This window comes from Exiguobacterium aurantiacum (assembly GCF_024362205.1).
GTDB classification, from domain to species: Bacteria; Bacillota; Bacilli; order Exiguobacteriales; family Exiguobacteriaceae; genus Exiguobacterium; species Exiguobacterium aurantiacum_B.
Genome location: NZ_CP101462.1, coordinates 813,771 through 839,880, shown reverse-complemented (window position 1 = coordinate 839,880; position 26,110 = coordinate 813,771). Strand labels below are relative to the sequence as shown.

General features: G+C 51.1%; 30 protein-coding genes. 8 read left to right on the top strand and 22 right to left on the bottom strand.

What is annotated here, in order from left to right:
• Positions 1-19: 19 nt before the first annotated feature.
• The 3 genes from NMQ00_RS04385 to NMQ00_RS04375 form a co-directional block, all read right to left on the bottom strand.
• Positions 20-529 (bottom strand): SMI1/KNR4 family protein, encoded by a 510-nt coding sequence (locus NMQ00_RS04385; RefSeq protein ID WP_255178101.1) that lies wholly within the window; start codon positions 527-529, stop codon positions 20-22.
• 28 nt (positions 530-557) lie between these two features.
• Positions 558-1,157: a helix-turn-helix domain-containing protein gene (locus NMQ00_RS04380; RefSeq protein WP_255178100.1), complete on the bottom strand. Its 600-nt coding sequence runs from the start codon at positions 1,155-1,157 to the stop codon at positions 558-560.
• 85 nt (positions 1,158-1,242) lie between these two features.
• On the bottom strand, positions 1,243-1,743 hold the full coding sequence (locus tag NMQ00_RS04375) for a PTS sugar transporter subunit IIA (RefSeq protein ID WP_255178099.1): 501 nt from the start codon (positions 1,741-1,743) through the stop codon (positions 1,243-1,245).
• Between the two features lie 206 nt (positions 1,744-1,949).
• Here NMQ00_RS04375 and NMQ00_RS04370 point away from each other — a divergent pair, with 206 nt between their 5' ends.
• A complete protein-coding gene (locus NMQ00_RS04370; protein WP_255178098.1) occupies positions 1,950-3,644 on the top strand; it encodes a M3 family oligoendopeptidase in 1,695 nt (564 codons plus the stop codon).
• Positions 3,645-3,793: 149 nt separating this feature from the next.
• Here NMQ00_RS04370 and tnpB read toward each other — a convergent pair whose 3' ends face one another.
• Both tnpB and tnpA read right to left on the bottom strand, forming a co-directional pair.
• Positions 3,794-4,885 (bottom strand): IS200/IS605 family element RNA-guided endonuclease TnpB, encoded by a 1,092-nt coding sequence (gene tnpB, locus NMQ00_RS04365; RefSeq protein ID WP_255178097.1) that lies wholly within the window; start codon positions 4,883-4,885, stop codon positions 3,794-3,796.
• A gap of 5 nt (positions 4,886-4,890) precedes the next feature.
• A complete protein-coding gene (gene tnpA, locus NMQ00_RS04360; RefSeq protein WP_255178096.1) occupies positions 4,891-5,289 on the bottom strand; it encodes an IS200/IS605 family transposase in 399 nt (132 codons plus the stop codon).
• A 309-nt stretch (positions 5,290-5,598) separates the two neighbouring features.
• On the opposite strand from tnpA, the gene NMQ00_RS04355 reads away from it, so the two are divergent.
• Positions 5,599-6,708 (top strand): acyltransferase family protein, encoded by a 1,110-nt coding sequence (locus tag NMQ00_RS04355; protein ID WP_255178095.1) that lies wholly within the window; start codon positions 5,599-5,601, stop codon positions 6,706-6,708.
• Positions 6,709-6,812: 104 nt separating this feature from the next.
• Here NMQ00_RS04355 and NMQ00_RS04350 read toward each other — a convergent pair whose 3' ends face one another.
• Positions 6,813-7,703 carry an aldo/keto reductase gene (locus NMQ00_RS04350; RefSeq protein WP_303826673.1) on the bottom strand — a complete coding sequence of 297 codons (891 nt, stop codon included), beginning with the start codon at positions 7,701-7,703 and terminating at the stop codon, positions 6,813-6,815.
• Positions 7,700-8,203: a cupin domain-containing protein gene (locus NMQ00_RS04345; RefSeq protein WP_034778690.1), complete on the bottom strand. Its 504-nt coding sequence runs from the start codon at positions 8,201-8,203 to the stop codon at positions 7,700-7,702. Before NMQ00_RS04345 ends, NMQ00_RS04350 begins: the two co-directional genes overlap by 4 nt.
• A gap of 183 nt (positions 8,204-8,386) precedes the next feature.
• Here NMQ00_RS04345 and xylA point away from each other — a divergent pair, with 183 nt between their 5' ends.
• From xylA to NMQ00_RS04330, 3 genes are all read left to right on the top strand, one after another.
• Entirely contained in the window at positions 8,387-9,730 is a 1,344-nt protein-coding gene (gene xylA, locus NMQ00_RS04340) for a xylose isomerase (RefSeq protein WP_215192072.1), read from the top strand.
• Between the two features lie 64 nt (positions 9,731-9,794).
• On the top strand, positions 9,795-11,294 hold the full coding sequence (gene xylB, locus NMQ00_RS04335) for a xylulokinase (RefSeq protein WP_255178676.1): 1,500 nt from the start codon (positions 9,795-9,797) through the stop codon (positions 11,292-11,294).
• A 7-nt stretch (positions 11,295-11,301) separates the two neighbouring features.
• Positions 11,302-12,288, top strand: a complete 987-nt coding sequence (locus NMQ00_RS04330; protein ID WP_255178094.1) for an aldose epimerase family protein — start codon at positions 11,302-11,304, stop codon at positions 12,286-12,288.
• A 35-nt stretch (positions 12,289-12,323) separates the two neighbouring features.
• Here NMQ00_RS04330 and NMQ00_RS04325 read toward each other — a convergent pair whose 3' ends face one another.
• Complete coding sequence (locus NMQ00_RS04325) at positions 12,324-13,436, bottom strand: ROK family transcriptional regulator (RefSeq protein ID WP_255178675.1); 1,113 nt, start codon at positions 13,434-13,436, stop codon at positions 12,324-12,326.
• A gap of 269 nt (positions 13,437-13,705) precedes the next feature.
• Here NMQ00_RS04325 and xylE point away from each other — a divergent pair, with 269 nt between their 5' ends.
• The gene (gene xylE / locus NMQ00_RS04320) at positions 13,706-15,121 is read left to right on the top strand and encodes a D-xylose transporter XylE (protein WP_255178674.1); all 1,416 of its coding nucleotides are present in this window, start codon (positions 13,706-13,708) and stop codon (positions 15,119-15,121) included.
• A 50-nt stretch (positions 15,122-15,171) separates the two neighbouring features.
• On the opposite strand, the gene NMQ00_RS04315 is transcribed toward xylE, so the two are convergent.
• Complete coding sequence (locus NMQ00_RS04315; RefSeq protein WP_200881502.1) at positions 15,172-15,501, bottom strand: winged helix-turn-helix transcriptional regulator; 330 nt, start codon at positions 15,499-15,501, stop codon at positions 15,172-15,174.
• Positions 15,502-15,757: 256 nt separating this feature from the next.
• Between NMQ00_RS04315 and NMQ00_RS04310 the strand changes: the two genes are divergently transcribed.
• Positions 15,758-16,960, top strand: a complete 1,203-nt coding sequence (locus tag NMQ00_RS04310) for an MFS transporter (protein WP_255178093.1) — start codon at positions 15,758-15,760, stop codon at positions 16,958-16,960.
• 123 nt (positions 16,961-17,083) lie between these two features.
• Here the strand turns inward: NMQ00_RS04310 and NMQ00_RS04305 are convergent, their stop codons facing one another.
• The 10 genes from NMQ00_RS04305 to NMQ00_RS04260 all read right to left on the bottom strand — a co-directional run bounded on the left by NMQ00_RS04305 (position 17,084) and on the right by NMQ00_RS04260 (position 23,686).
• A complete protein-coding gene (locus NMQ00_RS04305; protein WP_255178092.1) occupies positions 17,084-17,257 on the bottom strand; it encodes a hypothetical protein in 174 nt (57 codons plus the stop codon).
• 5 nt (positions 17,258-17,262) lie between these two features.
• On the bottom strand, positions 17,263-17,658 hold the full coding sequence (locus NMQ00_RS04300; RefSeq protein ID WP_255178091.1) for a DUF2251 domain-containing protein: 396 nt from the start codon (positions 17,656-17,658) through the stop codon (positions 17,263-17,265).
• 71 nt (positions 17,659-17,729) lie between these two features.
• Entirely contained in the window at positions 17,730-18,158 is a 429-nt protein-coding gene (locus tag NMQ00_RS04295) for a CBS domain-containing protein (RefSeq protein WP_021066516.1), read from the bottom strand.
• Positions 18,159-18,563: 405 nt separating this feature from the next.
• Positions 18,564-19,364, bottom strand: a complete 801-nt coding sequence (locus tag NMQ00_RS04290; protein ID WP_255178090.1) for an alpha/beta fold hydrolase — start codon at positions 19,362-19,364, stop codon at positions 18,564-18,566.
• A gap of 86 nt (positions 19,365-19,450) precedes the next feature.
• On the bottom strand, positions 19,451-20,563 hold the full coding sequence (locus tag NMQ00_RS04285; protein ID WP_255178089.1) for a M14 family metallopeptidase: 1,113 nt from the start codon (positions 20,561-20,563) through the stop codon (positions 19,451-19,453).
• Positions 20,564-20,650: 87 nt separating this feature from the next.
• Positions 20,651-21,052 carry a hypothetical protein gene (locus NMQ00_RS04280; RefSeq protein WP_255178088.1) on the bottom strand — a complete coding sequence of 134 codons (402 nt, stop codon included), beginning with the start codon at positions 21,050-21,052 and terminating at the stop codon, positions 20,651-20,653.
• A 110-nt stretch (positions 21,053-21,162) separates the two neighbouring features.
• Positions 21,163-21,633, bottom strand: coding sequence for a flavodoxin family protein (locus NMQ00_RS04275; RefSeq protein ID WP_255178087.1), 471 nt, complete (start codon positions 21,631-21,633; stop codon positions 21,163-21,165).
• 78 nt (positions 21,634-21,711) lie between these two features.
• Positions 21,712-22,449 carry a hypothetical protein gene (locus NMQ00_RS04270; RefSeq protein WP_255178086.1) on the bottom strand — a complete coding sequence of 246 codons (738 nt, stop codon included), beginning with the start codon at positions 22,447-22,449 and terminating at the stop codon, positions 21,712-21,714.
• A 167-nt stretch (positions 22,450-22,616) separates the two neighbouring features.
• Entirely contained in the window at positions 22,617-23,039 is a 423-nt protein-coding gene (locus tag NMQ00_RS04265; RefSeq protein ID WP_255178085.1) for a hypothetical protein, read from the bottom strand.
• A complete protein-coding gene (locus NMQ00_RS04260; RefSeq protein WP_255178084.1) occupies positions 23,036-23,686 on the bottom strand; it encodes an SIMPL domain-containing protein in 651 nt (216 codons plus the stop codon). Before NMQ00_RS04260 ends, NMQ00_RS04265 begins: the two co-directional genes overlap by 4 nt.
• A 135-nt stretch (positions 23,687-23,821) precedes the next feature.
• On the opposite strand from NMQ00_RS04260, the gene NMQ00_RS04255 reads away from it, so the two are divergent.
• The gene (locus NMQ00_RS04255) at positions 23,822-24,502 is read left to right on the top strand and encodes an excalibur calcium-binding domain-containing protein (RefSeq protein WP_255178083.1); all 681 of its coding nucleotides are present in this window, start codon (positions 23,822-23,824) and stop codon (positions 24,500-24,502) included.
• Positions 24,503-24,562: 60 nt separating this feature from the next.
• On the opposite strand, the gene NMQ00_RS04250 is transcribed toward NMQ00_RS04255, so the two are convergent.
• Genes NMQ00_RS04250 through NMQ00_RS04240 form a run of 3 tightly spaced genes read right to left on the bottom strand, consistent with a single transcriptional unit; the run spans position 24,563 to position 26,056 of the window.
• Positions 24,563-24,736, bottom strand: coding sequence for a hypothetical protein (locus NMQ00_RS04250; RefSeq protein ID WP_255178082.1), 174 nt, complete (start codon positions 24,734-24,736; stop codon positions 24,563-24,565).
• Between the two features lie 34 nt (positions 24,737-24,770).
• On the bottom strand, positions 24,771-25,514 hold the full coding sequence (locus tag NMQ00_RS04245) for a hypothetical protein (RefSeq protein ID WP_255178081.1): 744 nt from the start codon (positions 25,512-25,514) through the stop codon (positions 24,771-24,773).
• Positions 25,511-26,056 (bottom strand): RNA polymerase sigma factor, encoded by a 546-nt coding sequence (locus NMQ00_RS04240; RefSeq protein WP_255178080.1) that lies wholly within the window; start codon positions 26,054-26,056, stop codon positions 25,511-25,513. The genes NMQ00_RS04245 and NMQ00_RS04240 overlap by 4 nt, the downstream gene beginning before the upstream one ends.
• Positions 26,057-26,110: the final 54 nt, after the last annotated feature.

The following is a 26,110-nucleotide window of genomic DNA, read 5'->3' as shown; positions in this document are numbered from 1 at the left end:
TTCGGGCGGCCGTTCTTTTTCATGTTCGAAACCAGTCCCAAAACGCGGCACCTTGTGCCACAATCACATAATCCAACCAACCCGAAAAGTTGAAGGGCAAGCGGTTCAACCTAGCGTCCTCTTCGTCAAAACTCAAAAACTCTCCAATCCACATCCGATTGTCCGTCTCACTTATGTACTCACAAACCATCCATTCTCCGTCACGCCCCGCCCCCACTGGTAGAAAAGGCGCCGGACATTCCCAGAGCTGTTTGTGCTCAAGGATCTCATCGATCGAGAACAATTCAATTGCTCCGCCACACTCCGGGTCTTCGAACAGTTTGGCACCGTTATGTTCGCCTAACCATGCACGGACCGTTGCCGGTGTCTCTTTCGGCAACCGCTCTAGCTCCGTCGTAGTAGCTGGGCCGTTGAAGGAGAATGTCAGTTGGTTCACATATCCTTCTTCTAACTGGACATCGAGCCGGTTGTTCACCAATCGTCGTTTCAGTGCTTGAACAGCAATCATCACATTTTTCCTTTCGTCCATAGCGAAAAACCGTGGTCCCCCACGGCCTTCACTGCAATTTATACGATTTAGCGACAACCCCGAACTCTGTATATTGGAACGAGTTGTCGACGAACTGGTCCGGCACGAGTTTCTCAATGTAGCGAGCGAACGGGACGATCCGATGCGTCGGTTCGTGCGAGCGACCCAGGTCGAGCACGGCATCGACAAGCGCCTCGAGCGCATGATGTGAAGTCGGCTCCTCGTCCTCGGCGAAGATGCGACGGAGTTCTTCCTCATGCATCAGGTCGAAGATGCGCATGCGCGCCTCGAGCTGCCGCTGCATGTCCTCGGTCGACTTGCCGTGCATCGCCTCATCGTAGGCTAGCTTCATCTGCTCGAGCTCAGGGACCGTCCCTTTCATGAGCACTTTAAGCGACTCGCCCGTCCAAATATGGCGGGCCAAGTAGTTCGCGTCAATCTTGAGCGCCTCGGCGAGCGCCTCTATGTAAGGCATCGTCGGGTAAACTTCACTCAGTTCGGTCCGGCGAATAAAGTATGGGGCGACGCCGATGCGGTCGGCGAGTGCCTCGACCGAGATGCCAGCCCGCTCACGTAATATTCGAATTCGGTCCCCATAACCCCGGTACGGTGCGTTTTTTCCATCCATGTGTCTCTCCCCCTCTCTTTTAGTATAGTTCCCGAATCCACAAAAAAATACTCGGAAGCGTGTGCCTCCGAGTAAAATGTTCAACTTATTTTTTCGTCAATTCGACGACTTCTGAAGAACCGGCTGTGACCGTGTCGCCTTCAGCAACCAATTTGTTCACACCGAAGTTGTCGTGGTTCGTGATAATCACCGGTGTGATTGTCGACGGCGCGTTCGCTTTGATGAAGTCGAGGTCGAACGTGACGAGCGTGTCGCCAGCTTTGACGGCTTGACCTTCTGTCACGTGCGTTTCGAAGCCTTCACCTTTAAGATTGACCGTGTCGAGACCGATGTGAATCAAGTACTCCGCACCGTTGTCAGCGTTGATACCGATCGCGTGTTTTGTCGGGAAGACAGTCGCGATTGTACCGTTTACCGGCGAGACGACTTTGCCGTCTGTCGGTTCGACGGCGATGCCGTCACCCATCATTTTTTGTGAGAACACTTGGTCAGGAACGTTCGTGATGTCAATGACCTTCCCTGTAAGCGGTGAAACCGCGTTAAGTTGTTCTTCTTTACCACCGAATAGTTTTTTAAAGAATCCCATAGCTTAATCCCTCCAACATGTTCTGTTAATCAAAGTCTTAGCTTTTATACCCGAAAAGCTTCCACTTCAATCCCTACCCTAGAAACGGTATAGTTGTAATAAGGTAGTGCGAATTCGTTTACACATCGTAAGAATACGAGTGTGCAATCGCTTTTGCAAGCCCTTTTTACACTTTATAAAAATTTCACATGATGGAGGCGCTTACAATGACCACTTTCACAAAATTGTCATATGAACGGCCCGACTTGGACGCTCTAAACAGCCGATTGTCGGACTATTCAGTCGAATTGCAGCAAGCGAGCACACTTGAAGAAGCGAACGAATTGATTCGCCAAATCAACCAGGAACGCAACGAGTTCGAGACGCAAAGTCAGCTCGTCGCGATCCGTCACTCGATCGACACGCGCGACGCGTTCTACGAGGCCGAACAGACGTTCTTTGACGACGCCTTACCGGTTTATGAGAAAGAGGTCCAAGCGTATTATCGCGTCTTGACCGAGCACGACCTGCGCCGTGAACTCGAGAAGGAATGGGGCAGCCAATTGTTCGAACTCGCCGAGCGCGCGCTCAAGACGTTCGAGGAGTCGCTCATCCCCAAACTGCAGGAAGAGAATCGATTGGCGACCGCCTATCAGAAAGTCATGTCGGCGGCCCAAATCGAATTCGACGGCAAGACGCTCAACTTGTCCCAGTTCGGCCCGTATTTGCAATCTCCTGACCGTTCGGTACGAAAAGCGGCATCCGAGGCCCGTTATACATATCTGGCCGACAACGGGGACGAACTCGACCGCATCTACGGCGAACTCGTCCGCGTCCGGACCGATATCGCTCACGCGCTCGGCTTCCAGTCGTTCGTCGAGCTCGGTTACGCCCGGATGCAGCGTGTCGGCTATGACGAGTCGAATGTCGACAACTTCCGCAAACAAGTGCGCGACGTCATCGTCCCGCTCGCGACGACGTTAAAAGAGAAGCAGGCGAAACGGATCGGCGTCGACGCGCTCACGTATTACGACGAGTCATTCGTCTTCCCGGACGGCAACGCGACACCACAAGGCGACGAGGCGTTCATCATCGAAGGCGGGAACACGATGTATCGTGAACTCTCGAACGAGACGGACGAGTTCTTCCAGTTCATGCAACAGCGCGGTGCCCTCGACTTGACGGCGAAACCGGGCAAGTCTGGCGGTGGCTACTGCACGTACCTCCCGTCAGAAGGTCTCCCGTTCATTTTCTCGAACTTCAACGGCACGGCCGGCGATATCGACGTGCTCACACATGAGGTCGGCCACGCCTTCCAAGTGTATGAGAGCCGTCATTTGACGACGCCGGAATACGCGTTCCCGACATACGAGGCGTGTGAGATTCACTCGATGTCGATGGAGTTCTTCTGCTGGCCGTGGATGGAGCTGTTCTTCGGCGATCAAGTCGACAAGTACAAGTTCAATCACTTGGCCGGAAGCATCACGTTCTTGCCGTACGGCGTCCTCGTCGACGAGTTCCAGCACGTCGTCTACCGCAACCCAGGAATGACGGTCGCTGAACGTCGCCAGGCATGGCGCGACCTTGAGAAAGTGTACTTGCCGCACCGTGACTATGAGACGAACGATTATCTCGAGTCAGGCGCTTGGTGGCATCAACAAGGGCACATCTTCCAGAGCCCGTTCTATTATATCGACTACACGCTCGCGCAAGTGTGTGCCTTCCAGTTCTGGGTGCGCATGCATGAGGACCGTGAGGCGGCATGGAGCGATTATCTCACGCTCTGCCAAGCCGGCGGAAGCCGCTCATTCCTCAAGCTCGTCGAACTGGCGGGACTCCAGTCTCCGTTCGAAGACGGCGTGTTGAAACAGACGGTCGGACAGATTGAAGACTATTTGTTGAAACATCCGCTCGCGAATTGATGTAAACATAGAAGCTTCACTTTTGTGTGAACTACTCACCACTTATTTGCTTCGCGAATTGAAGTGGGAGCTTCTTGGGAAGACCGTACTTTTACTAGCCACGATTGTTTACCAAGCTCGTCGGGCAAGTCCCTGCCCTGAAGATTTTTTTAGTCAGCTAACATCAACAAGTTGATGCTCGCGTTGATATCTCGATCATGATGAGCGCCACAAGTACACGTCCATTCACGGACGTCCATAGTCTTCTTCTGGCCTTTCTCGCCGCAAGAAGAACATATTTGGGTTGATGCAAACCACTGGTCTGCTTTAATAAGCGTTCGACCATAGAACTTACATTTGTACTCCAATTGGCGGACGAACTCGTACCAACTTACGTCTCCAATAGACTTAGCTACCTTGTGGTTCTTCATCATATTCTTAGATTTCAATGTCTCCACGACGATGACTTGGTTCTCGTCAACGATTTGTTTCGACAACTTATGAAGAAAGTCTTTACGTTGATTTGCGATCTTCTCGTGCTTCTTGGCGAGAATCAGCTTGGCTTTTTCTCGATTCTTGCTTCCTATTTTCTTACGAGACAAAGCTCGCTGTGCCTTCTTGACCTTTTCTTCCGACTTGCGAAGAAAGCGAGGGTTGTCGATCTTCTCAGAAACCATGTCATCATTTGTCATGATGGCGAAGTGTTCTAACCCGAGGTCGATGCCGATTTTGTTCTTAGCAGGAATCCACTTTTCTTCACCTTGATTGACAAGAATGGAGACGAAGAACTTGCCTGTCTTCGTCATCGAGATTGTCGCGGACTTGATGATTCCCTCGAAAGAACGATGTTGTTTGAACTTCACGAAGCCGATCTTAGGAAGTTTCACCTTCCCGTCCTCGATCCGGACGCTCCCGTTCTGATTGTTGGTCGTGTAGGAGGCACGATCGCTGTGCTTCGATTTGAACTTCGGGAACCCCACAGATTTGTCGCGGAAGAAGTTGGCATATGCCTTATTTAAGTCCATCTGGGCATTCGCCAGAGACAAGCTATCGACTTCTTTCAAGAAAGGGAATTCGGGCTTATACTTCGCCGGGGTCGGGAGCTTCTGCTTTGCGTCGGGGTTCAGCTTCGACTCTTCATACAGTCGGATCCGTTCTTCGAGCATCTTGTTGTAGACGAAACGGACGCAACCGAACGTCTTCATGAAGGATTCTCGTTGCGGTTTCGTCGGGTATAGTCGAAACTTGTACGCCCTCAGCAAAGTGATCACTCCTTTCCTTGTTTTTCGATGTATTGCCTGATGACGTCGACCGTCGCACCGCCGGTCGTCACGAGGCAGTAGCTTCGAGACCAGAACATTTCTTTCCACAGTCGTCTCTTGACGTGTGGAAAGTCTCGTTTGATCAGTCGGCTACTGGCGCTCTTGTAGGCGTTCAGAAACTTCGACATCTCTGTGTTCGGGTGAGCCTTGAACAACACATGGATATGATCACCGTCATGATTCCATTCGGTCAGTGTGATATGGTATGACGCGCCGATCCGTTCGAACGTCTGTCTCGCGAACTCCGAGACGTCGTCGTCAATCACCTTGCGTCTATATTTGACTACCAAGACGAGGTGGTAATTTAGAAGAAAGACTGAATGTTTATTTGTATCCATTTTCATTGATATATCAGTCCTTTTGATTGGTTACACTGATTATATCAAGCACATACAATTTTGCCAAGACGGGCGATTCATCTCCCACCTACGCTGGGCTTCGCCCCCAGACGCTTAGAGGAGGGAGAATTCTCGCCTGATTTAGTTAAATTAAATAGTAGGTCAGCGGTTTAATAAATAATCACTGACCTACTATTATTTTTTTCTATAATTTTACATAGGTTATGATGTGATGATACATTTACATAGGTGTAGACAAACTTTTGTCTAAAAAATACAACTTACAAATATGGTTAGGAGAGGTGAACTGTTCAATTGCAGAAATTAACTTATTTAGACGCCTTGCGAGGATACGCCATTCTTGGTGTGATTCTAACACATACCATCCGAAAATTTCACGGGGATATCCCTGAGACATTATACCAATTTGGTATTCAAGGTTCCCGTGGCGTCCAACTGTTTTTCATTGTTAGCGCGTTTACATTATTCTATTCATTAGAAAAACATTCATCGAGTCGACAATTCTCAATCCCTGATTTTTACATAAAACGCTTTTTCCGTATTGCCCCGATGTTTTACTTTGCCTTACTCTTTTATATGGTATTTGATTTGGTGAGTGACGTGTTGGGAATCTATTCATCTTATCCGGAAGTATCGATGCATCTTATCTTATCAACAATCACGTTCACGAACGTACTCCATCCAGACTGGTTATTCAGCCTTGTACCTGGAGGTTGGTCTATCTCTAATGAATTTTTGTTCTATCTATGCATCCCGTTCCTGTTCTATTGGATACGAACTCCGCGCACGGCCTATATATTCGTTGCCGTTTCGGTCGTGACGAGTGTCGCACTGCATAGCGTTCTCGGAGGTGTTTCTCCCTTCTCAGAAGTGAAGAGTTATTTGTTTTATTGGTTCCCGAATCAACTGTCCATTTTCTTAATGGGCATCACCTTATTTTTTGTCGGCAAGAAGTATACATTTAACTTGATTGCATACCAGAGCTTCACCGCCCTATCGATTTTATGCATACTCGTCCTTGGTCTCACCCCATACGACATGAGTTCGCTAATGCCTAAACACGTGTTGTTCGGACTCGCTTTTTGTTTGTTGGCACTTGGATTATCAGGAGCCCCAAACCGCATATTAGACAACCGCCCGATACAATTTATCGGCACAATCAGCTTCAGTATCTATTTGGTTCACTTCTTTGTATTGGACATGGTTAATTACGTGATGCTGGATACGTTGACAAGCTCACTAATACCATTAAATGCTCTATTGATCGTATTTTTGACGACATTGCTTGTGTCAATTTTGTTTGCGTATATTACGTATCGCCTAATCGAGTTGCCAGGAATCCGACTGGGCCGAATTTTAATTCAAAAACTAGGTTTCAATCGTACCAAACGAAAAGCAGCTTAATCGATTACATGACTGGGCGACTGGAATGAAAGGTATTCGGATTTAATATCGAAATGTCGATAAGAAAATAGGTGAGCCCCATTGATGGGACTCACCTATTTTTGTCAAATCACATCTAACGGTTCTTTTTCGCTCGGTGGCGGGAACGCCCCGTCGAGCGCGTTGAAGTCGTCTTCCGTCAAGTTGAGGAGCAACGCCGCACCGTTCTCTTCGACGTGGGCTTTCTGCCCTGCTTTCGGGATGGCGATGACGTTACCGCTCCGCACTGTCCACGCGAGCAAGATTTGGGCCGGTGTCGCACTATACGCCTTGGCGATCCGGTTCAGCGTCTCGTCGTTGAAGACTTTCTCTTTCACCTCGCTTCCTTCGGCAAGCGGTGCATAAGCCATCATCGGGATTCCTTGCTCCTGTAAAAATGGCAACAAGTCGTATTCGACGCCGCGGCTGCCGAGGTGATAGAGCACTTGGTTGACGGCGCAATGTTTCCCTTTCGGCAAGGCGAGCAATTCTTTCATGTCGTCGACATCAAAGTTCGAGACGCCCCACGCCCGAATCTTGCCGTCCGCCTTCAACTGTTCGAGCCCGTCGACCGTCTCCTCGAGCGGGATGTTCCCGCGCCAATGCAGGAGATACAAGTCGAGGTAGTCGGTGCCGAGCCGTTCGAGCGTGGCGTCACACGCTTGAACGAGCTTGTCGCCCCCGGCGTTATGCGGATACACTTTCGAGACGAGGAACACGTCTTCCCGTCGGTCTTGGATTGCTTCGCCGACGAGCGACTCTGATTTCCCTTCCCCGTACATCTCCGCTGTATCGATGACGTGCAACCCGCAGTCGAGTCCCGTCCGGAGCGCCTCGATTTCAGCGTCCCGTTTCGATTCGTCTTCCCCCATGCGCCACGTGCCTTGCCCGAGGGCCCTCATTTCACGCCCGTCTGGCAATTCAGCCACGTGTTGTTTCAGTGTCGCCAAAATTAATGTATGTGGAATGCGGTTCATGCCATCTCCTCCTTCGTCCATTGTTCATGTAACGGCCCAGTCGTCCCAAAGACGGGATCGGTCGCCGGTTTGTCGACTCGTTCGATCCGTTGCACACTGTCCGGCCGTTCTTCCGGTTTCCCTGTCAACGTGTCATAATCGCGCCCTTCCGGATAGGCACCGACGATGGCGAAGTCTTCACTCGCCTCGAGACGACGATGTCCCGTCCCGGCCGGCAAAATCAAGACGTCTCCTGCTTGAAGCGAGACGAGGTCTCCGGTCGCACCGCCAAGTTGGACGGTCGCCCGGCCCGACTTCACGCCGAGCACTTCATGCGTGTTGCTATGGTAATGGTGATAATCGAACACCCCGTTGACCCAACTGTTGCCCCAACCGTTATGTTCGAACGTCGCTTGCATCCCGTCCGTCTCATCGAACACGCCGCGATACAACAACACCGGGAAATCCGGATTGTTCGGGATCGAGCCGTCGTCTTCAAATCGATATGTCAACACATCCATATTGTTCCCTCCTTGTCTCTGTCTTTGTACCCGAGTTGACGCCCGATTAACCTGTGAGCTAACTCACGGTTAAAAAGTTCAAAAAGATAATTACAAAAAACTTAGTTTGTTCGATAGACAAACTAAAAAGTTTGATGTATTCTATTCCTGAAAACGATTACAGAAATGAGGAGGATGAATCGCATGTCACAAACTCAAACGAAAAAGGAATACTATCAAGGTGTCGGACAAATCAAATTTGAAGGTACTTCTTCTACAAACCCATTCGCCTTCAAACACTACAACCCAGAGGAACAAATTGGTGGGAAGTCGATGGAAGAGCTGCTCCGTTTCGCCGTCTCGTATTGGCATACGTTCACAGCCGATGGAAGCGACCCGTTCGGTAAAGCCACGATGATCCGACCGTATGACCGCCTTTCAGGAATGGACCTCGCCAAAGCCCGTGTCGAAGCGGCGTTCGAGTTCTTTGACAAGTTGAACGTGCCTTACTTCTGCTTCCATGATTTCGATATCGCCCCTGAAGGAAGCACCCTCGCTGAGACGAACCGAAATATCGATGTCATCGTCTCGATGATGAAAGAATATATGAAAACGAGTAAGACGAAATTACTTTGGAACACAGCGAACATGTTCTCGCATCCGCGCTGGATTCACGGAGCCGCCACGGCACCGAACGCAGATGTGTACGCCTACGCAGCAGCGAAAGTGAAAAAAGGATTAGAGGTCGGGAAAGAGCTCGGGGCCGAGAACTATGTGTTCTGGGGAGGTCGTGAAGGGTATGAAACGTTGCTCAACACCGACATGGGACTTGAGCTTGATAACTTGGCCCGCTTCTTCCACATGGCCGATAGCTATGCCAAAGAGATCGGCTTTGATGCCCAGTTCTTGATCGAACCGAAACCAAAAGAGCCGACGAAACACCAATACGACTTTGACGTGGCGACGGGTCTCGCCTTCTTGCAAAAATATGACTTGGCGGACCGCTTCAAATTCAACATCGAAGCCAACCATGCGACGCTCGCCGGACACACGTTCGAACATGAGCTCCGCGTCGCCCGCGTGAATGGGATGCTCGGGTCTGTCGATGCAAACCAAGGTGACCCGCTCCTCGGCTGGGATACGGATGAATTCCCGACCGACCTCTATTCAACGACGCTCGCCATGTATGAGATCTTGTTGAATGGTGGGCTCGGAAGCGGTGGGCTCAACTTCGATGCGAAAGTCCGCCGCGGTTCATTCGAACCTGAGGACTTGTTCTATGCCCACATCGCAGGCATGGACAGCTTCGCCGTCGGTGCGAAAGTCGCTCAACGCTTGATTGATGACCGTGTGTTCGAAAACGTCATCCAAGATCGCTACGCAAGCTACAATGAGGGAATCGGAAAAGACATCGTCTCCGGTCAAACCGACTTCCACAAACTTGAGGCCCACGCGTTCACGCTTACCGACATCCAAAATAAATCGGGACGTCAAGAACAGCTCCGTCACATCCTCAACCAATACTTGTTGGATGTACAACGCCCTTAATCGCGAAGCCCAGACTCCATGATGGGGTCTGGGCTTTTAAATCAAACCGGAAAGGATGAACCTAATGAAATACGTCATCGGAATCGATTTAGGGACGAGTGCGGTCAAAGCCATCCTCGTCGACCAAAACGGGCAACTCTGCGGGGAAGCGAGTCGCGCCTATCCCCTCATCCAAGAACGAGAAGGCTACAGCGAACAAGATCCGTCGGCCTGGGTCGAACAGACGGTCAACGCCTTGGCCGAGCTCGTTCAACAGTTCGAAGGACGTCCTGAAGACATCGAAGGCATAAGCTTCTCGGGACAAATGCATGGGCTCGTCTTACTCGATGCGCAACATCAGTTGCTTCGCAATGCCATTCTTTGGAACGATACGCGGACGACGGCTGAATGTGAGGAGATCAAAGATCGACTCGGACCGCTACTCCTCGACCTCACTAAAAACCCTGCGCTCGAGGGCTTCACGCTCCCGAAACTACTATGGGTGAAACGGCATGAGCCTGACTTGTTCCGTCAAGCAGCCGTCTTCCTGCTCCCGAAAGACTATGTCCGCTATGCGTTGACAGGTCAACTGCACATGGATTATTCGGATGCAGCCGGAACGCTTCTCCTCGATATCGCTAAAAAGGAATGGAGCGACGAAATCTGTGAACGGGTCGGTGTGCCGAAATCCCTCTGTCCCCCACTCGTCGAGTCGTCTGATCAAATTGGGACGCTCAGCTCTTACTACGCGACGCGTACCGGCCTTTCTTCGAGCGTTAGCGTGTTCGCCGGAGGTGCGGACAATGCCTGTGGTGCCATCGGGGCCGGTATTTTGAACGATCAACAAACGATGTGCAGCATCGGCACGTCGGGTGTCGTCTTGGCCTATGAACCAACCGCCCTGCTCGATTTCAAAGGGAAAGTCCATTATCTCAATCATGCTAAGCCAGGTGCCTATTATACGATGGGCGTCACCTTGTCAGCAGGACACAGCCTATCCTGGTTCAAGGATACGTTCGCACCGGATCAATCATTCGAAACGTTGCTCGCCGAAGTGAAAGACGTTCCAATCGGGGCGAACGGCCTCTTGTTCACCCCTTATCTCGTCGGTGAACGGACTCCTTACGCGGATGCAATGGTGCGAGGAAGCTTTATCGGGATGGACTCCACCCATCGCCTCGCCGATTTTTCACGGGCCGTGCTAGAAGGGATCACGTTCTCCTTAAAAGAATCGCTCGAACTGTTCCGTGCGGAAGGAAAAGTGATTACGTCGATCATTTCGATTGGAGGGGGCGCCAAAAACGAGGCATGGCTACAAATGCAGGCAGACATCTTCGACGCCACCATCATCAAGCTTTCCAACGAGCAAGGCTGTGCGCTCGGTGCCGCCATGTTGGCTGCTTACGGCTGTGGGTGGTTTGACAGTCTCGAGGCCTGCAGTGAGGCGTTCATTCAGGAGGCGAAGCGATACGAACCGATTCCAGAAAACGTCACACGCTACCACGCCTTGTTCGCACTCTATCAACAAGTCTATCCGGCCACGAAACAGCTCTCTCATGGCCTGTCCGCATTTCGGAGAAAGTGAGACGACGATGAACTATACATCCGACCATTACGGGACCGTGGACGGTATCCCCGTCTCGCGTCACCGCGTATCGACAGACTCGTTCAGCTTTTCTTGTATCGATTATGGGTGTACCATCACGGAAATTGCCGTCCCCGATCAACTGGGGAACATCGAGAACGTCGTATTAGCGCTTGATTCGCTTGAGGAATATGTCTGTCACGATTATTATCTAGGTTGCGTGGTCGGACGGGTGGCCGGAAGGATAGAGAATGGTCAGTTCACACTCGACGGTCAGACCGTTCACCTGCCTTTGAACGACGGTCCCAACCACCTGCACGGTGATCACTTCCATAAGGTCGTCTGGAACCCATCCATCGAACAGACGGATGATGGCGTGACCATTCGATTTGAACGGTCGTTTCCGCATGGTCATCACGGATACCCTGGGAATATTGACGTGTCGGTCGAATACATGATTAATCCCCACGCCGTGGCGATTCGCTATGAGGCGAAGACCGACGCGCCGACCGTCATGAACATGACGAATCACACATACTTCAATTTATCAGGGACGTCCATGCCGATTTCTGACCATACGCTTCAGCTTATGAGTGACTCGTTCTATGAACTAGACGAGACCCTCATTCCGCGCCGCGTGAAATCCGTCATGACCTCCCGTGCGTTCGATTTTAGAGAGGCGAAACGAATCGAAGATGGTCTAAACGATACAGATGCGCAACTTGACCTCGCCGGAGGCTTCGATCACCCGTTTTGCCTGCCCCAAACGGAACGTCCTCAAATCGAACTTCGTCATGCTTCCGGTCGCAGGCTTTCCGTCCATACGACCGAGCCGTGTGTCGTCTTCTATTCGGGCAATATGCTTCCGAACGGGCTGAGACGGACCGGCCTTTGTTTAGAGACCCAACAAGCACCGAACCTGCTGGACCCTCGTAGTGTGTTACGTCCCGGCGAGACGTACGTCTCCGAGACGACGTGGACGTTTGCCCCATGACAATAGCCCGCCACCTGAAGGTGACGGGCTATTCGTCATTGCATCATTCGACGCTGTAAAAACTGCTCGATGGCAAGCGAGGCCATTCCAATCGCTGAAGCGTGGTCGCTCAATTTCGACGGGAAGAGCTCGAACGAATGATCGGCTTGCGCATACACGCGTGATGAGATGGCCGTGCGAATCATGTTGAGGACCATCGGATGCAACTCGATGACCCGGCTTTGAATGATGATCACTTTCGGATTATAGACGTTCAGTACCGTATTCAACCCGACCCCGACGTAAAAGCACCATTTTTGTAGTTCATTCAACACCGATGCCTCATTGGCCTGTAAACTTCGTTGGAGCGTCTCGACCGTGTGCCCCGGCAAATACTTGTCCCATAGTACTTTTTCCGAGGCATACAACTCCCAACACCCTCGGTTGCCACACGTACATTTTGGTCCATTGTATTCAATGGACATATGCCCGAACTCGCCAGCGAACCCGTCCTCGCCTCGATACAGTTCCCCATGCAAGATGATGCCCGTACCGACACCAGTCCCGAGACTGACGAAGACCATCTCTTCATGGTCTTTCCCTGCCCCGAACCGTCGTTCTCCGTAAGCCCCCGCATTGGCCTCGTTCTCTAAATTAACGGGTACATCATAACGATTCTCTAAATCGTGCTTCAAACTCGTCACGTCAGGACGGAGGTTCGGGACAAAAATGACTTGTTGCTCGCGATTGATGAGCCCAGGGACCGAGACGCCGATTCCAATGAGCCCGTATGGAGAGGACGGCATCTTACCAAGCAACGCATCGATAGCAGCTCTCACTTTCGGTTCCGCCTCCTGGTCCGCCTCTGCCCACTCGGTCGTCAACGACTCCACGACGTTGCCTTTTAAATCGGTCAATACCGCATTGATCGCTTTCACGCCTAAATCGACTCCGATCGTGAATCCTGCTTGCTGGTTGAACACGAGCATGACCGGACGACGTCCCCCGCTCGAATCGCCTTGTCCGATTTCAAAAATGAGTTCTTCGTTCAATAGAGCGCCAATTTGCGCAGACACAGTCGATTTATTCAACCCCGTCACTTCTGACAATTTTGCGCGTGAGATTGGGTAACTTCGAATGATTTCATTTAACAATACAGTCTTATTCATTTTCTTTACAAGCTGTTGGTCAGCGGTCACATCTAATTTCACCAATTACTTTGTCTCCCCTTTATACGAAGTGATGTCTTATCCATCGTTTATCTTTCATCCCATTCCCTTTATCCTCATATTCATTATACAAAAACTAAAAAAATATAGTTGAGAATTCGGGGCTCATTTTGTATGATAAGGATAGTTAGTTTATCCGTCAAACAAACTAACTTATTTTTTTTACTCGTTATTGTAAGCGTTATCAATTTTAAGGAGGGCAAAACGTGATGAAACAAAATCAGAACACGCTATACCTCATGACCATCACACTCGTCGCAACGTTAGGTGGCCTGTTGTTCGGTTATGATACTGCCGTCATCTCAGGTGCGGAGAAATCATTGGAGAAGTACTTTATTGACGGGCTAGACTTAAGTTCGCTCGTACACGGGGCGACGACTTCTTCTGCGCTGATCGGCTGTATTATCGGGGGGATCATCTCCGGTATATTCGCAAGTCGGTTCGGTCGTAAGAAGTCTTTGATTTTTGCGGCCACCCTGTTCTTCTTGTCTGCATTGGGATCGGCTTATCCTGAAGTCCTCTTCTTTACAAAAGGCGAACCGACGATTGCCCTTCTACTTACGTTCAACTTGTATCGCATCATCGGGGGGATCGGTGTCGGACTTGCCTCGGCCATCACGCCGATGTATATCAGTGAGGTCGCACCGGCCGCGATCCGAGGCCGGCTCGTTTCGCTAAACCAATTCGCCATCATCCTCGGGATGCTCGTCGTCTACTTCGTCAACTGGTCGATTACAAGTGGACAAACGGTCGCCTGGATCGATGACATCGGTTGGCGCTATATGTTCGCCTCTGAAGCCATTCCGGCCCTCCTTTTCGGTTCGCTCTTATTGATTGTCCCGGAAACACCACGGTACTTGGCGCTGCAAGGCGAGGAAGAAAAAGCACTCCACATCCTCAGTCGAATCAATGGTAAAGAACGTGCCGAAGCGATTATGCAAGACATCAAGTCGTCGGTCAGTCATTCTTCGGCGAAGCTGTTTACTTACGGAAAACTGGTCATCACCATCGGGATTCTCTTGTCGGTGTTCCAACAATTCGTCGGGATCAACGTCGCGTTATACTATGCCCCACGAATCTTTGAAAGCATGGGTGCCGCTAAAGATGCCTCTATGATGCAGACTGTCGTCATGGGACTCGTCAACGTCGTCTTCACCATTGTCGCTATCTTGTTTGTCGATAAAGTCGGTCGAAAACCGCTGCTCATCATCGGTTCTGTCGGAATGGCAATCGGGATGTTCGGTGTCGCTTCGATGGCCTACACGAATGCAATCGGAATCGGTACACTCATCTTCATCATCATTTACACAGCCTCATTCATGATGTCGTGGGGACCGATTTGTTGGGTACTCATTTCGGAGATCTTCCCAAATAAAATCCGAGGGCAAGCGGTCGCGATCGCCGTCGCCGCTCAATGGACAGCCAACTACTTCATTTCATCGACCTATCCGATGATGATGGAATTTAGTGGTACGATGACATACGGATTTTACGGGGTGATGAGCGTATTGTCCGCCTTGTTCGTCTGGAAGCTCGTACCGGAGACGAAAGGCAAAACACTCGAAGAGATGGAGACGTTATGGAGTGACAAGCAAGCTGTCTCAAAAGACGTATCCGCCTCATAACGATAAAAAGACAGCGGTTCTCTCATTGAAGAGCCACTGTCTTTTCTGATTTAGGAAATGACGTCTTCCCCGGTCTGTTCAATATGCCCTTCTCCCCAGGCACACATCGCATCCAAAATCGGTTGGAGCGACCAGCCGTAGTCGGACAGGGAATAGACGACTTTTGGCGGGACTTGTTCATACACCGTGCGGATGATGACACCGTCCGCCTCGAGCTCGCGCAACTGTTGCGTGAGCATTTTTTGCGTGATATTCGGCATGAGTTTTTTCAACTCGCTCGTCCGACGTTCCCCTTTGATCAAATGACACATGATGACGACTTTCCACTTGCCGCCGATGACGTCGAGCGTCGCCTCGACCGGGATGTTGTATGGCATGATGGTTCCTCCTTATGGACCGGGATAGGTACTTTTCGGTGCCTATCGTACTTGAAAGTGCGTACTTCCCAATTAAATTCGATGGACTTATGATAGCAACTGTAGCTCAGTAATACAAGCTCATCTCACCTGTAACTGCTTTTTGAGACAGTAAGGGTCTTTTTCGACCGTACTGGATAATAAAGAAGATTGAGATGCTCGAGCTACTTCGAGACGAAGGGACCTCGTCTTCCCAACCCAACTTTAGGAGGAACTACTCATGAATCAACCGTACACACAGCCTGTCGACGAACAGGCACCGAAAAATGGAGGGCTGGCCTTGCTCGCCCTCGCCATCAGCGCCTTTGGCATCGGGACGACCGAGTTCGTCCCGGTCGGCCTGCTCGCATCCATCGCCAGCGACTTGAACATCGGCATCACGCTCGCCGGACTCATCATCTCCGGTTATGCCATCGGCGTCGCCGTCGGCGCACCGATCTTGACGGCGCTCACGAACCGGATGAATCGCAAGACGTTGCTCATGGCACTCATGGTCGTCTTTATCGGCGGAAACTTGGTCTCTGCCCTGTCGACCAGCTTTGAACTGTTGATTGCCGCCCGGTTCATCACCGCTTTCGCACACGGTGTCTTCTTCTCCATCGGGGCGACGATTGCCGTACAGCTCGTCCCACCACATAAAAAAGCGAGTGCGATTGCCCTCATGTTTACCGGCTTGACGGTCGCGACCGTGACCGGCGTCCCGCTCGGCACGTTCATCGGTCAAGCGTTCGGATGGCGGGCCACGTTCTTCGCCGTCGCAGCACTCGGGATTGTATCGATTATCGCCAGCTTCTTCTTGATTCCGAAAGATTTGAAACAATCGCCGCCAGCGAAGTTCTCCGATATGAAGAAAGTGCTCACGAACGGCCGAATCATGCTCGGCTTCTTGATCACCGCACTAGGTTACGGCGGAACGTTCGTCGCCTTCACGTACTTGACGCCAATCATGCAGGATGTAACGAACATCAGTCCGAGCTTGATCAGTATCGTCCTACTCGTCTACGGAATCGCCGTCGCCATCGGCAACTGGGCAGGCGGAAAATTCGCCAATGAAGATCCGGCCAAGGCGTTGTTCTATATGTTCATCGTCCACGCTGCTGTCATGATCGTCATGTCGTTCATGATCCCGTTCAAAGTCGCGGGACTCATCGCCATCGTCTTGATGGGACTGCTCGCCTTCATGAACGTACCTGGCCTTCAACTGTATATCGTGCAGTTGGCAGAGAAGTATGTACCGGCCGCGGTCGATGTCGCGTCGGCGCTCAACATCGCCGCCTTCAATATCGGTATCGCGCTCGGTGCGACCATCGGCGGAATCGTCGTGGACTCGATTGGTCTCGTGCATACGCCTTGGGTCGGTGGCATCATGGTCATCATCGCTGTCATCTTGACCGCCGTCTCACGTCGTTTGGAAGCGAACTAAGGAGGAAATCATACAAGCATCTGTTTTTCGTCTCTTTTGTTGTTCCCGACAGTATCGCCTACTTCGACGCCAGCCTTAGATGTCGCTAAACATTCTCTAAACACACTTGTATGTGTATCAAAATTAAGTCATTACTTGTTTCGTCTCAAATAGATTAGCGATCCATAGAATGATTCCGACGTATACCGGGAGGCCGATGATAAATGTCGTGAGGTTTTTCGGAATAAACGTATTGTAGCCGTATAAGAGCGCGATGGCCAAGGCGATAACGACCGTATATTTCACTAAGTTTTTCATGAACATCAGCTCTCAACGCTCATCTGCACAGGCTCACCCTCTGATGCCGGAATACCCACTTCCCATAGTTCCATCGGGAGTGAGACGATAGCATTGTGCTCACGCGGTGCGGTGAGTTTCCGTTTCGTGTTCAGGTCCAACATGCCCCAACATTCTCCGTCCACGATGAAGGCAACTTTTGACGAACGGTCGTCCCAGGCAAACCCGACTTCTTCACACGCTTCAATCGGCGGTGCGATTTGGTCGTAAATCCAGAGCGAGTCCGCGACACCTTCCATATCTCCTGAAGAATTCAGCGGACAAAAATAAATGTATCCCGTCTCCCCATCATCCTCAAACACACAGACGTAACGTTCATTTGGTGAGACCGACTCAATCACAAACGTTCCCTCTTCAATCATGTTCAGTTCCCCTTTCTGTTTTCACGTATACAATCTGAAAGCCAAGTCAGCGAATGACTTGGCTTTCGTGCTTAGTTCACTTTATTCTCGAGCTGTTGCAACTTCGTCGAGTAGTACTCGATGATGTCGCGGCGTCGGATGATCCCGATGAAGTACTTGCCGTCATCGACGACCGGCACGAAGTTTTGATCCGTGATCGCATCGACGAGCTCCTCGATTTGAGCCGTGATGGCGACCGGCTTATACCGTACGCGTTGCTTGATGTCTTTCAAACGTGTCCGGAGCACTTTCTCGTAGTCTTCTTCCCCGCGAAGCTGTTCGGCGAGTGCCCAGAGTAAATCCCCTTCCGTCATCGTCCCGGCGTAGAAGCCGTTCTCGGATACGAGCGGCACCGAGGTGAAGCGATGATGCTTCATCTTCTCAAGCGCTTGGCGCACCGTCGATTCAGGGTCTAAATATTTGACGTCTTCTTTCGGATATAAAAAGAAAGCGATATTCATGTCCAATCTCTCCTCAATCTAAAAATCCACCTCTCCATTGTACCATGTATTAGAGTCTAGTCAGCACAAATTGACCATCTAAATATCATCCATTCTAGCAAAAGGCGGCTCATTTCATTATTCATGTGAAGCGTTTCCAGACAGGCTGTTCGAATCGCGTGTGAACACAAAAACAGGCACGGTCCCGAGCGGCTTTTCCATAGCCATCCTTGACCGTGTGACGAACACCAACATCTCTATGTCAAAACCTCGACATATAGAAAATTCGTTCAATCTCAACTCGAACATAGTGCCTCATTTTAGCTATACCCGAGAAGAAGTCATTCTAGCCGCAAAAATACTAACAAACGTGCTTCGGCTGGCCATAAGAAAAAGCCTAGGAATGTCCCTAGGCTTTACACCGACTCAGATAAATCCGAGCAACGTCTTGTTGAACTTGTCCATCTCATCGAGGACGGTACCGTGTCCGCTCTCCTCGAACCGCTCGATGCGGGCGTTCGGGATACCTTTTTCCATCTCGAGCGCGAACTCGAACGGACAGATCTTGTCGTGTACGCCGTGAATGATGAGCGTCTCGACGTTCACGTTCGGCAGGTCCTCCCGAAGGTCTTCGTCACGGAGCGCTTTCGCCGAGGCGATCGTCCCGTGGCTCGAGGCGACGAGTGACAGATGATGGAACCAGTTTTGCATCGGTTTCGAATGTTCTTTCTCGAAGAAAATCTCACCGAACCCTTCGAGCATCTTCGGCCGATCTTTTTTCGTGTCCTCGATCAACGCATCGACCTCGGCTTGCGTCATCCCGTATGGATAGTCCGGACGTTGCGTGAACACCGGTGCCGCGGCACCTGACAGGACGAGCTTTTTCAATCCGTCATCCGGGAAATCGACGGCGTAACGAATGGCGATGGCCCCGCCCATCGAGAAACCGACGAGCGTGAAGTCTTTGACGCCGAGCCCGTTGACGACCATGTGTACGTCAGACGCCATCGTCGCATAGTCATAACCTGTCGCCGGTGCGTCCGACTTGCCGTAACCGCGATAGTCGATCCCGACATAGCGATAGCCCGCTTCGAGCAACGCGTTCTTTTGATACTCGAACATGTTGTTGTTCGCCGGCCAGCCGTGCAAGAAGACGACGGCGTCGCCTGTCCCGACGTCCTCTACAAAAATACTCGTTCCATCATGTGCCGTAATATAGTTCCCCATTAGTCAAAACCCCCAATTGGATTGTTGAGCGGCGTGCGTGTTTGCCCACAACCCACTTTTTCCCGTTTGACCGAAGTAGAAACCTATCAACTGTCGCGCCAGAGCGATTCGGCTTTCAAGACGAGCTCAATCGCCGCCGCGCCTTCGCGCAACACGGACGTCCGCCACGACTCGTCTTCCGGGTAGAACATGGCCATGAATTCTTTACGAATGCCGTTCCGGGCTTCCGGGTCTTTCGTCCCTTCAAAGTAGAGCCGGTTCTCGAGGATAATCGTCAAGAACTCGCGGATCGTCGCCTTCGTTGACGTCCCGAACGTACCGAATTCGAACAGCGCCGAGACGAGCCGCTTGTCCGGATGGTGCGTATCCCGTACGTAGTAGAAATGGTTCGTCGAGTCCCCGAGGACATCCGTCGGGTCGTACGTCTGGATGTTCTTCAATCCGTACGTCCGCTTCAGTTCGTCTACGTCACGCCCGTCACGCTCGCTGACGACCATCGTCACTTCGTTCGTCGGACCGAGCGCCGTGTGCCAGTCCATGTGGACGATCCGGTCGTAGCGGTCGAGCAGATCGTGTTGAATCTCCTTCAAGAAGATGGCGGACGGTTCATCTGACTCGCCACCGTAATAGACGCCTTTCGGGAACTGGTACTGGCCCATCCCTTTCGCCTCGGTCATCGCGTCAAACCCGTCGAGTTTGATGCCCGATCCGAGGAACGAATAGATATGTTCACGTGCCTCATGATAATCGTCGATGACGCCGTCCGGGACGAACAAGTGCCGCATGACCTCGTATTCTTTATTGACGTTACGCGGGAGCGTCTCCCGGTCGATGACATAGTTCCGGTTCAAGTCGACGTTATGTTCATTGACACGGCGGAAATGTTTCATCCCCCACGGATTGACGGCATGAATCAGACAGATGCCAGTTGATTCATGCCGTAGTTGCGGAAGTTGAGTCTCGACGAACTGGTGCGTCACGGCGGCACCGGCGTATCCTTCGATGCCGTGCTCACCGATTGTCATGAGGAGCATCGCCTCGCGTGACCCCGCCGGTTCGCCGATAATCAAATCGATCGTGTCCTCGCCGATCGAGTGAGACATCACGCGGGCGGTCGGATAGTAGGTTTTGACGTGATCGAGCAAGGCGAGAAACTTCTCGCGTGACTCTTCGTATGATGATGAAAAATACTGACTCATAGTGACTCCCTCCATTCTTGTCTTCTGTATCCCATTCCCATTACAGCCCAGACTAAAAACGCCCCCTCGCGGAGACGTTTTTTGGACTTAGTGGGCCCCGGCCTTCGTACCTCGATTTTGACGGCGGAACTCAAGCAAGTAGACGAGCGGGGCGAGCAGGACGGCCCCGAACAACCAATACGCGCCCGGGCTCTCGAACAACGCGTTGAATGCCCGGAAGAACCAGGCGACGACGGCGAAGGCGACAAGGAGCTCGGCCGTCCAGATGACACCACGACGGACCGCCAGCGTGAGTGTGTTCGTTTTTTGGAAGAGAGCTGCGAGAAAAGCGACTAAAAAGGCCGGGAAACTACTGAACCAAAGCATCCGATTCAACGTTGATTCGGCAAAATACGTGTTGCCGAGCGACACCGTGATGAGATAGTGCGCGACGAGCACCAACAAGACGACAATCCAACCGATGAGGACGTCACGTTCCCATTTTTTCATCATTCTCCCTCCGTTCCATGCAAAAGAGCTACAGTTGTATTTACCCGTTTTGACTGCGCTTCGGTCAAATCCGCACCAAAAAAGACGCGTCCCATAAGGAACACGCCAGATTATTTGTCCATCAAGTGACGGCCCCATTCGGTCGCCCGCTCGAGCTCTCCGTCTTTGAGCGGCCCTTCCTTGTCGAGGACGAGGAACGATTCTTTCAGCACCGGTTCCGCTCCTTTGTCCAGCAACAATCGTTCGATTCGGGTCGACGCGTGACCGAACCATTTGACGATCTTTCCGACGAAAAAGCCTTGGTCCTCTTCGGCCATACTCGTATCGAACGCTGCAGCTCGGGTGCCGCGAAGCGCATGGTCCGACAAGCCGTCGAGAAACGTCTTCACGTCCTCGGTCTCGCGTCCGCCATGCGTCGGAGAGCCGACGACGAACAAATCGAGATTGGCGAGGTCGCCGTATCCGACATGGCTGATTTGCATGATTTCAACTTGGTGCAAGTCGCTTAACCCGTCCTTGATGGCATGCGCAACTTTTTCCGTACACCCGTACATCGAGTCAAAGATGATGAGGATTTTCATGTTTGTCCCTTCTCTCTCCAAGACTGGGTGACCTCTACATGAATCTGTTCCCTGTTTCCATACTTGATTATCATCTTATCAACTTTCTTCTGTTAACACTTTCGTGAACTCGTCTAGGTGCTCCAAATCACTAGCCTCGGCGTGTGTGTTTCTGAACCGATCGATTTGGTCGATGAGAAAAGTCTTATCCCCCTCATACATAGGGACAATCACTTTCAACAGTTGAACATGAACGTCATTGTACACAGCTAGATGCAGTTCATACCACATCAAAATGAAACGTTGAAGAACCATATCTCGTCCCGCCCTCGGGATTTCCTCAATGGCTGACACCATCAAATCAGTGATCTCGTCTCGCACAGCGAACAACAGATGGATAAACGTATCACATCTCATGATTGTCGGAGTGACTGTATCAAGAAATGAAATACTATTGAATAAGCGTGATACAGGATTTTCATCTGACTGAATCACATCTATTTTACGAAACAGATAACGTTTCAAAGTCTTCATTTCTTGTTGATCAATCGTGCCGCTTGAAAATTTTTCGGCAATTTCTCGCTCACAGACTTGAACGAATGTTTCTGGATTGCTTGATGGCGGTCCGAGGTCGTGTGCCAAACGATGGTGAATATCCGGGTCATGCGCTAGCTTTACAATCACATCGATAAGATCGGCTTTCTTCAACTTACCGAGTTCTTTTGCTAAATCAAACGGTGCCCCTGACGTCAGCCGATCACGTAACCAATAATAAGCTGCGACCTCATGTTTACACGTTCCTTGATTATAGGGGCAATCGCATGACGATTGAATCATCCACTCGTTCGCACATGTAACCTCCACTCGATAAACGCTACTGCCATATACATCAAACCAGTACGTATTTCGAGTTTGTGACACTAATTTGAGGTTCCCATTCATATAATAACCGTAGCCACGGTCCTCGATTCGCCGTGATACATATCTTTCAAACTCGAATAGATTCATCTTGTCCTCCTAAATCGATACATGACGAAAACCACGAGGCCGAGTCCGACGAATCCATATGCCACCTTATCCAGATGGTCACGCATGCTGAACGGAGCGTCATGCCGATATTCGGCCCGCTTCCATCCCGACTCGTCCTCGACCGCGAGCACATCCTCAATCGCTTCCCCGTTCACTTTCCGATACGTTGTCCCAATCGGATACATGTTCGAGGCATCCCCGTAATAGCTGCCATCCATATCGTCGGCCATCGTCTTCACCTCGCCGACGACTTCACCTAAATCGTCATCCAATACGGCAACATCCATCACTTCATACACCCGTCCATCCAACACGACGAACGCATACGCCCATGACAAAGCTTGAGCCGACAAAGAGACAGACAGAAGGAGCAATACTAATCCGATGACACGCCTCATCGAATCGCCCACACGAACGTCGCCGAGTCACTCAAGTCAATCTCGTCCGGTTCGAGTTCCGGCATCGCGGCCTCTGAGAAGAGCACCTCGTCATGGAGCGTGAGACGTGTCGGGGAGTAAAGATGGAGCTCGCCCCACGTGTAATCGATTTGAAGCAAGTCACCGAGCGTCGCCCCGGCCCCTTTCGCCAACAGTTCGGCCCGATGACGCGCGTTCGCCGCCGCGCTCGCGAGCAGTTCGTCTTGAATCGTATCCGCATCCTTGATTGTGAACGAGATGGACAACTTCGGTTCGGCTAGCGAGTTGCTGACGTGTTCGATGACCGCGGACAACTGTTTCGTATCGAGCGGAAACTCGAGCTTCGTCTTCTGCTGACAGATGTAACCCCGGAACCGAGACTTGTAGTTGCCTTGCTTGTCGCGATAACTCTCATAATCCGTGTCAATCGAGAAATCGGTCGTCTTGAGCGCTACCTTCTCGAATCCGGCCTGCTCGACTGCCTTTTGTAGACGCGTGACGGCCATCGTCGCCCCGTTCATCGTCTCCTCATAACGGACGGCTCTTGACGTCAAATCCATTCTCACGACAATCAAATCGGGCTTAGCCGATACTTTTCCTGTTCCTTTCACAGTGATTGTGCGATCCATATGATTTCCTCCTTTTGAGTTTAAAAAACATGTACCTTCTTTATCTGGAAATTAATTATTCCATTCCCCTTTATTGTTAAATGATGGTATATTAGTAAGGTTGTTTTGCATCTAGATACGAGGAGGATTTATTCATTGAACAAAAAATTATTCGAACGAACCGACGTCATCATCATTGCACTCATTTTACTTTTCCCTTTAGGATTATTCCTGATGTGGCGTCATCAAAAATTTAACGAATCTACACGCGTCTTGATTACTTGCGCCATCTTGATTTTAGTTGGTTCGGCTTACACACAAGCGACGAAAGTGAGTCGACAAGTGTATGAGCAGGATCTTTCGGCAGAACAAGCTAAATACGTCGCTCTCCAAACCAAAGTCGAGGCCGCCCAACAAGAATTAGACGATTCGATGGAAGAAGTCGAAGTACTTCGTGTAAAAGCTGACGAAAAAGCCAAGCTTCAAATTGCCGAAGCCGAGAAACAAGCTTTACAACTTGTAAAAGAGGCAGAGTCTAAAGCCGACACGATTGTTTCCAAAGCCGAGGATGAAGCAGCAAGCATCGCTCAATCTCAACTCAATGAAGCGAAAGAAGAAGCTGCCCATCTCATTGCACAAGCCGAACAAGAGGCAAGCGCTTTGAAAGCCGCAGCCGCAAATGAAAGTTCGTCTTACTCGGCCGCTGCTGCGCCGACAAGTCAGAAGTTCCAAAACTGTACGGACCTCCGTGGCACTTATCCAGGTGGTGTCAGTTCAGATCATGCGGCTTATCAGCCAAGCATGGACCGTGATAAAGACGGCTGGGCTTGTGAATAATGGATGCAAGAATCAACCTCCCATCATCGGTGAGGTTGATTTTTTTACGCTTCTCACTTCTCATACCCGCGTTGTCAATGACACCACGAGCCCGATGAGATAGCCGAATGCAGCACCTGCCGCGATTCCGTCCACCAATTCAAATCCAAATAGGAGCGAACTGATGATACCAATCCCAGCTCCAAACACCAGTCCGAGTCCTACACCCGACGCTCGCCAATTCTGCTCTGCCATCGTAGTCCCCCCTCTCTTCCATATTCTCTTCCCGTTAACGGAACCGTTCCATCATGAACGCTTCTACGTCATCGAGTGTTTCAGCGCCACGTAGCGACGGATAGGCGTCTCGACTGAAGACGAGTCCTTCGTCCGTGTTCAAGAACATGTACCGCTCACCGTCCGGAAAACCGTAATCACTCACGTCCATTACTTGAAGCGAGGCCCCGTTTTGTGACCAGACGTGGGAAGCATCATGCCGTCTCGGCATAAAAATCCCTTCCATCCCAAGGCGAAGTTCAGAGATGACGTCCGCATCCGACTGAAGCACTTCAGAACCGACACCGGCAACCGTGAGGACTTGAATCGTGCTGCCTTGCTCGATGTCTCCCCGATAGACGTCTGTCACGCCAATCGTCACAATCGACTGATATTCCTCTTGTCCGTTGAAGTCGAGCTCGATGTGGTCAATCTGTTTCACGACGCCCTGTACCACCGCAGGTTCCCATTTCGAGAACAGCTCGTCTTCACTCATCTCGGCAAGGTTTGCCGATGACATCCCGACATCGATGTCCCCTTCATCGATATAAGCGACCGACATATTGCTCGAGCTGTCCGACAGTGGAATCAATTCTTTAAAACCGTCCCATGTCACGGCGAAGAGTGTGACAGCGGCGGCTGCCACAAGACCACCCATCCAATGCCAATGTCTCCGCTTTTTGGCTTCAACCATCATCGATTCCTCGACGAACCGGTCATCGACGTCCCCCATCAAACGTGTGAGCCGATCTCTGTTCATAGCGCCACCCCTTCCGCTTCGAGCACTTGCTGCAAGTCGTTCCGAGTCCGAAGCAGCACCATCTTGACCTTGCTCTCACTCACGTGTCGCATCTTCGCGATGTCTTTAATCGATTGAAAGTGAAAGTAACGCCCCATAAAGATCTGCCGGGTCTCTTGCGGCAACTGGGCCAAAAAGTCGTTCAACAACTCGATGACTTCTGAATCGGTCGCGGCGGAGGAGGCGAGACAGTGCTCGAGCTCACTGACAATGAGCGGAACTTGTCCCGCTCCGCGCTTCTTGGCGTTCGCCTTCTCATACTTATGGAGCGAGACGTTACGGATCAGCTTTGCCAAATAGGCGGCGAGCCGCACTGGACGTGTCGGCGGAATCGCTTGCCACGCCTTCATGTACGTATCATTGACGCACTCGTCCGCGTCCTCTCGGCTATGCAAAATGTTATAGGAAATGGTGTGACAATAGCCGCCGTATTTTTGCGCCGTCACCTCAATCGCCCGCTCGGAACGTTGCCAATACAAATCGATAATCGCTTGATCGTCCAATCGAATCCCCCTCTCGATGTACTTACATCTTTATAGACCGGAAATGAAGTCCAT

Bases quoted from the DNA above. Each gene is read 5' to 3' on its own strand.
- NMQ00_RS04380 (WP_255178100.1), bottom strand. From the start codon at position 1,157: ATGGATGGAAAAAACGCACCGTACCGGGGTTATGGGGACCGAATTCGA.
- NMQ00_RS04245 (WP_255178081.1), bottom strand. From the start codon at position 25,514: ATGAACAGAGATCGGCTCACACGTTTGATGGGGGACGTCGATGACCGG.
- NMQ00_RS04250 (WP_255178082.1), bottom strand. From the start codon at position 24,736: ATGGCAGAGCAGAATTGGCGAGCGTCGGGTGTAGGACTCGGACTGGTG.
- NMQ00_RS04375 (WP_255178099.1), bottom strand. From the start codon at position 1,743: ATGGGATTCTTTAAAAAACTATTCGGTGGTAAAGAAGAACAACTTAAC.
- NMQ00_RS04385 (WP_255178101.1), bottom strand. From the start codon at position 529: ATGGACGAAAGGAAAAATGTGATGATTGCTGTTCAAGCACTGAAACGA.
- NMQ00_RS04330 (WP_255178094.1), top strand. From the start codon at position 11,302: ATGAACTATACATCCGACCATTACGGGACCGTGGACGGTATCCCCGTC.
- NMQ00_RS04280 (WP_255178088.1), bottom strand. From the start codon at position 21,052: ATGAAAAAATGGGAACGTGACGTCCTCATCGGTTGGATTGTCGTCTTG.
- NMQ00_RS04300 (WP_255178091.1), bottom strand. From the start codon at position 17,658: ATGATTGAAGAGGGAACGTTTGTGATTGAGTCGGTCTCACCAAATGAA.
- NMQ00_RS04325 (WP_255178675.1), bottom strand. From the start codon at position 13,436: ATGAATAAGACTGTATTGTTAAATGAAATCATTCGAAGTTACCCAATC.
- NMQ00_RS04290 (WP_255178090.1), bottom strand. From the start codon at position 19,364: ATGGGGAACTATATTACGGCACATGATGGAACGAGTATTTTTGTAGAG.
- NMQ00_RS04270 (WP_255178086.1), bottom strand. From the start codon at position 22,449: ATGATTCAATCGTCATGCGATTGCCCCTATAATCAAGGAACGTGTAAA.
- xylE (WP_255178674.1), top strand. From the start codon at position 13,706: ATGAAACAAAATCAGAACACGCTATACCTCATGACCATCACACTCGTC.
- NMQ00_RS04350 (WP_303826673.1), bottom strand. From the start codon at position 7,703: ATGAACCGCATTCCACATACATTAATTTTGGCGACACTGAAACAACAC.
- NMQ00_RS04285 (WP_255178089.1), bottom strand. From the start codon at position 20,563: ATGAGTCAGTATTTTTCATCATCATACGAAGAGTCACGCGAGAAGTTT.
- NMQ00_RS04310 (WP_255178093.1), top strand. From the start codon at position 15,758: ATGAATCAACCGTACACACAGCCTGTCGACGAACAGGCACCGAAAAAT.
- NMQ00_RS04370 (WP_255178098.1), top strand. From the start codon at position 1,950: ATGACCACTTTCACAAAATTGTCATATGAACGGCCCGACTTGGACGCT.
- NMQ00_RS04260 (WP_255178084.1), bottom strand. From the start codon at position 23,686: ATGGATCGCACAATCACTGTGAAAGGAACAGGAAAAGTATCGGCTAAG.
- tnpA (WP_255178096.1), bottom strand. From the start codon at position 5,289: ATGAAAATGGATACAAATAAACATTCAGTCTTTCTTCTAAATTACCAC.
- NMQ00_RS04295 (WP_021066516.1), bottom strand. From the start codon at position 18,158: ATGAATATCGCTTTCTTTTTATATCCGAAAGAAGACGTCAAATATTTA.
- xylA (WP_215192072.1), top strand. From the start codon at position 8,387: ATGTCACAAACTCAAACGAAAAAGGAATACTATCAAGGTGTCGGACAA.
- NMQ00_RS04345 (WP_034778690.1), bottom strand. From the start codon at position 8,203: ATGGATGTGTTGACATATCGATTTGAAGACGACGGCTCGATCCCGAAC.
- NMQ00_RS04305 (WP_255178092.1), bottom strand. From the start codon at position 17,257: ATGAAAAACTTAGTGAAATATACGGTCGTTATCGCCTTGGCCATCGCG.
- NMQ00_RS04275 (WP_255178087.1), bottom strand. From the start codon at position 21,633: ATGAAAATCCTCATCATCTTTGACTCGATGTACGGGTGTACGGAAAAA.
- xylB (WP_255178676.1), top strand. From the start codon at position 9,795: ATGAAATACGTCATCGGAATCGATTTAGGGACGAGTGCGGTCAAAGCC.
- NMQ00_RS04265 (WP_255178085.1), bottom strand. From the start codon at position 23,039: ATGAGGCGTGTCATCGGATTAGTATTGCTCCTTCTGTCTGTCTCTTTG.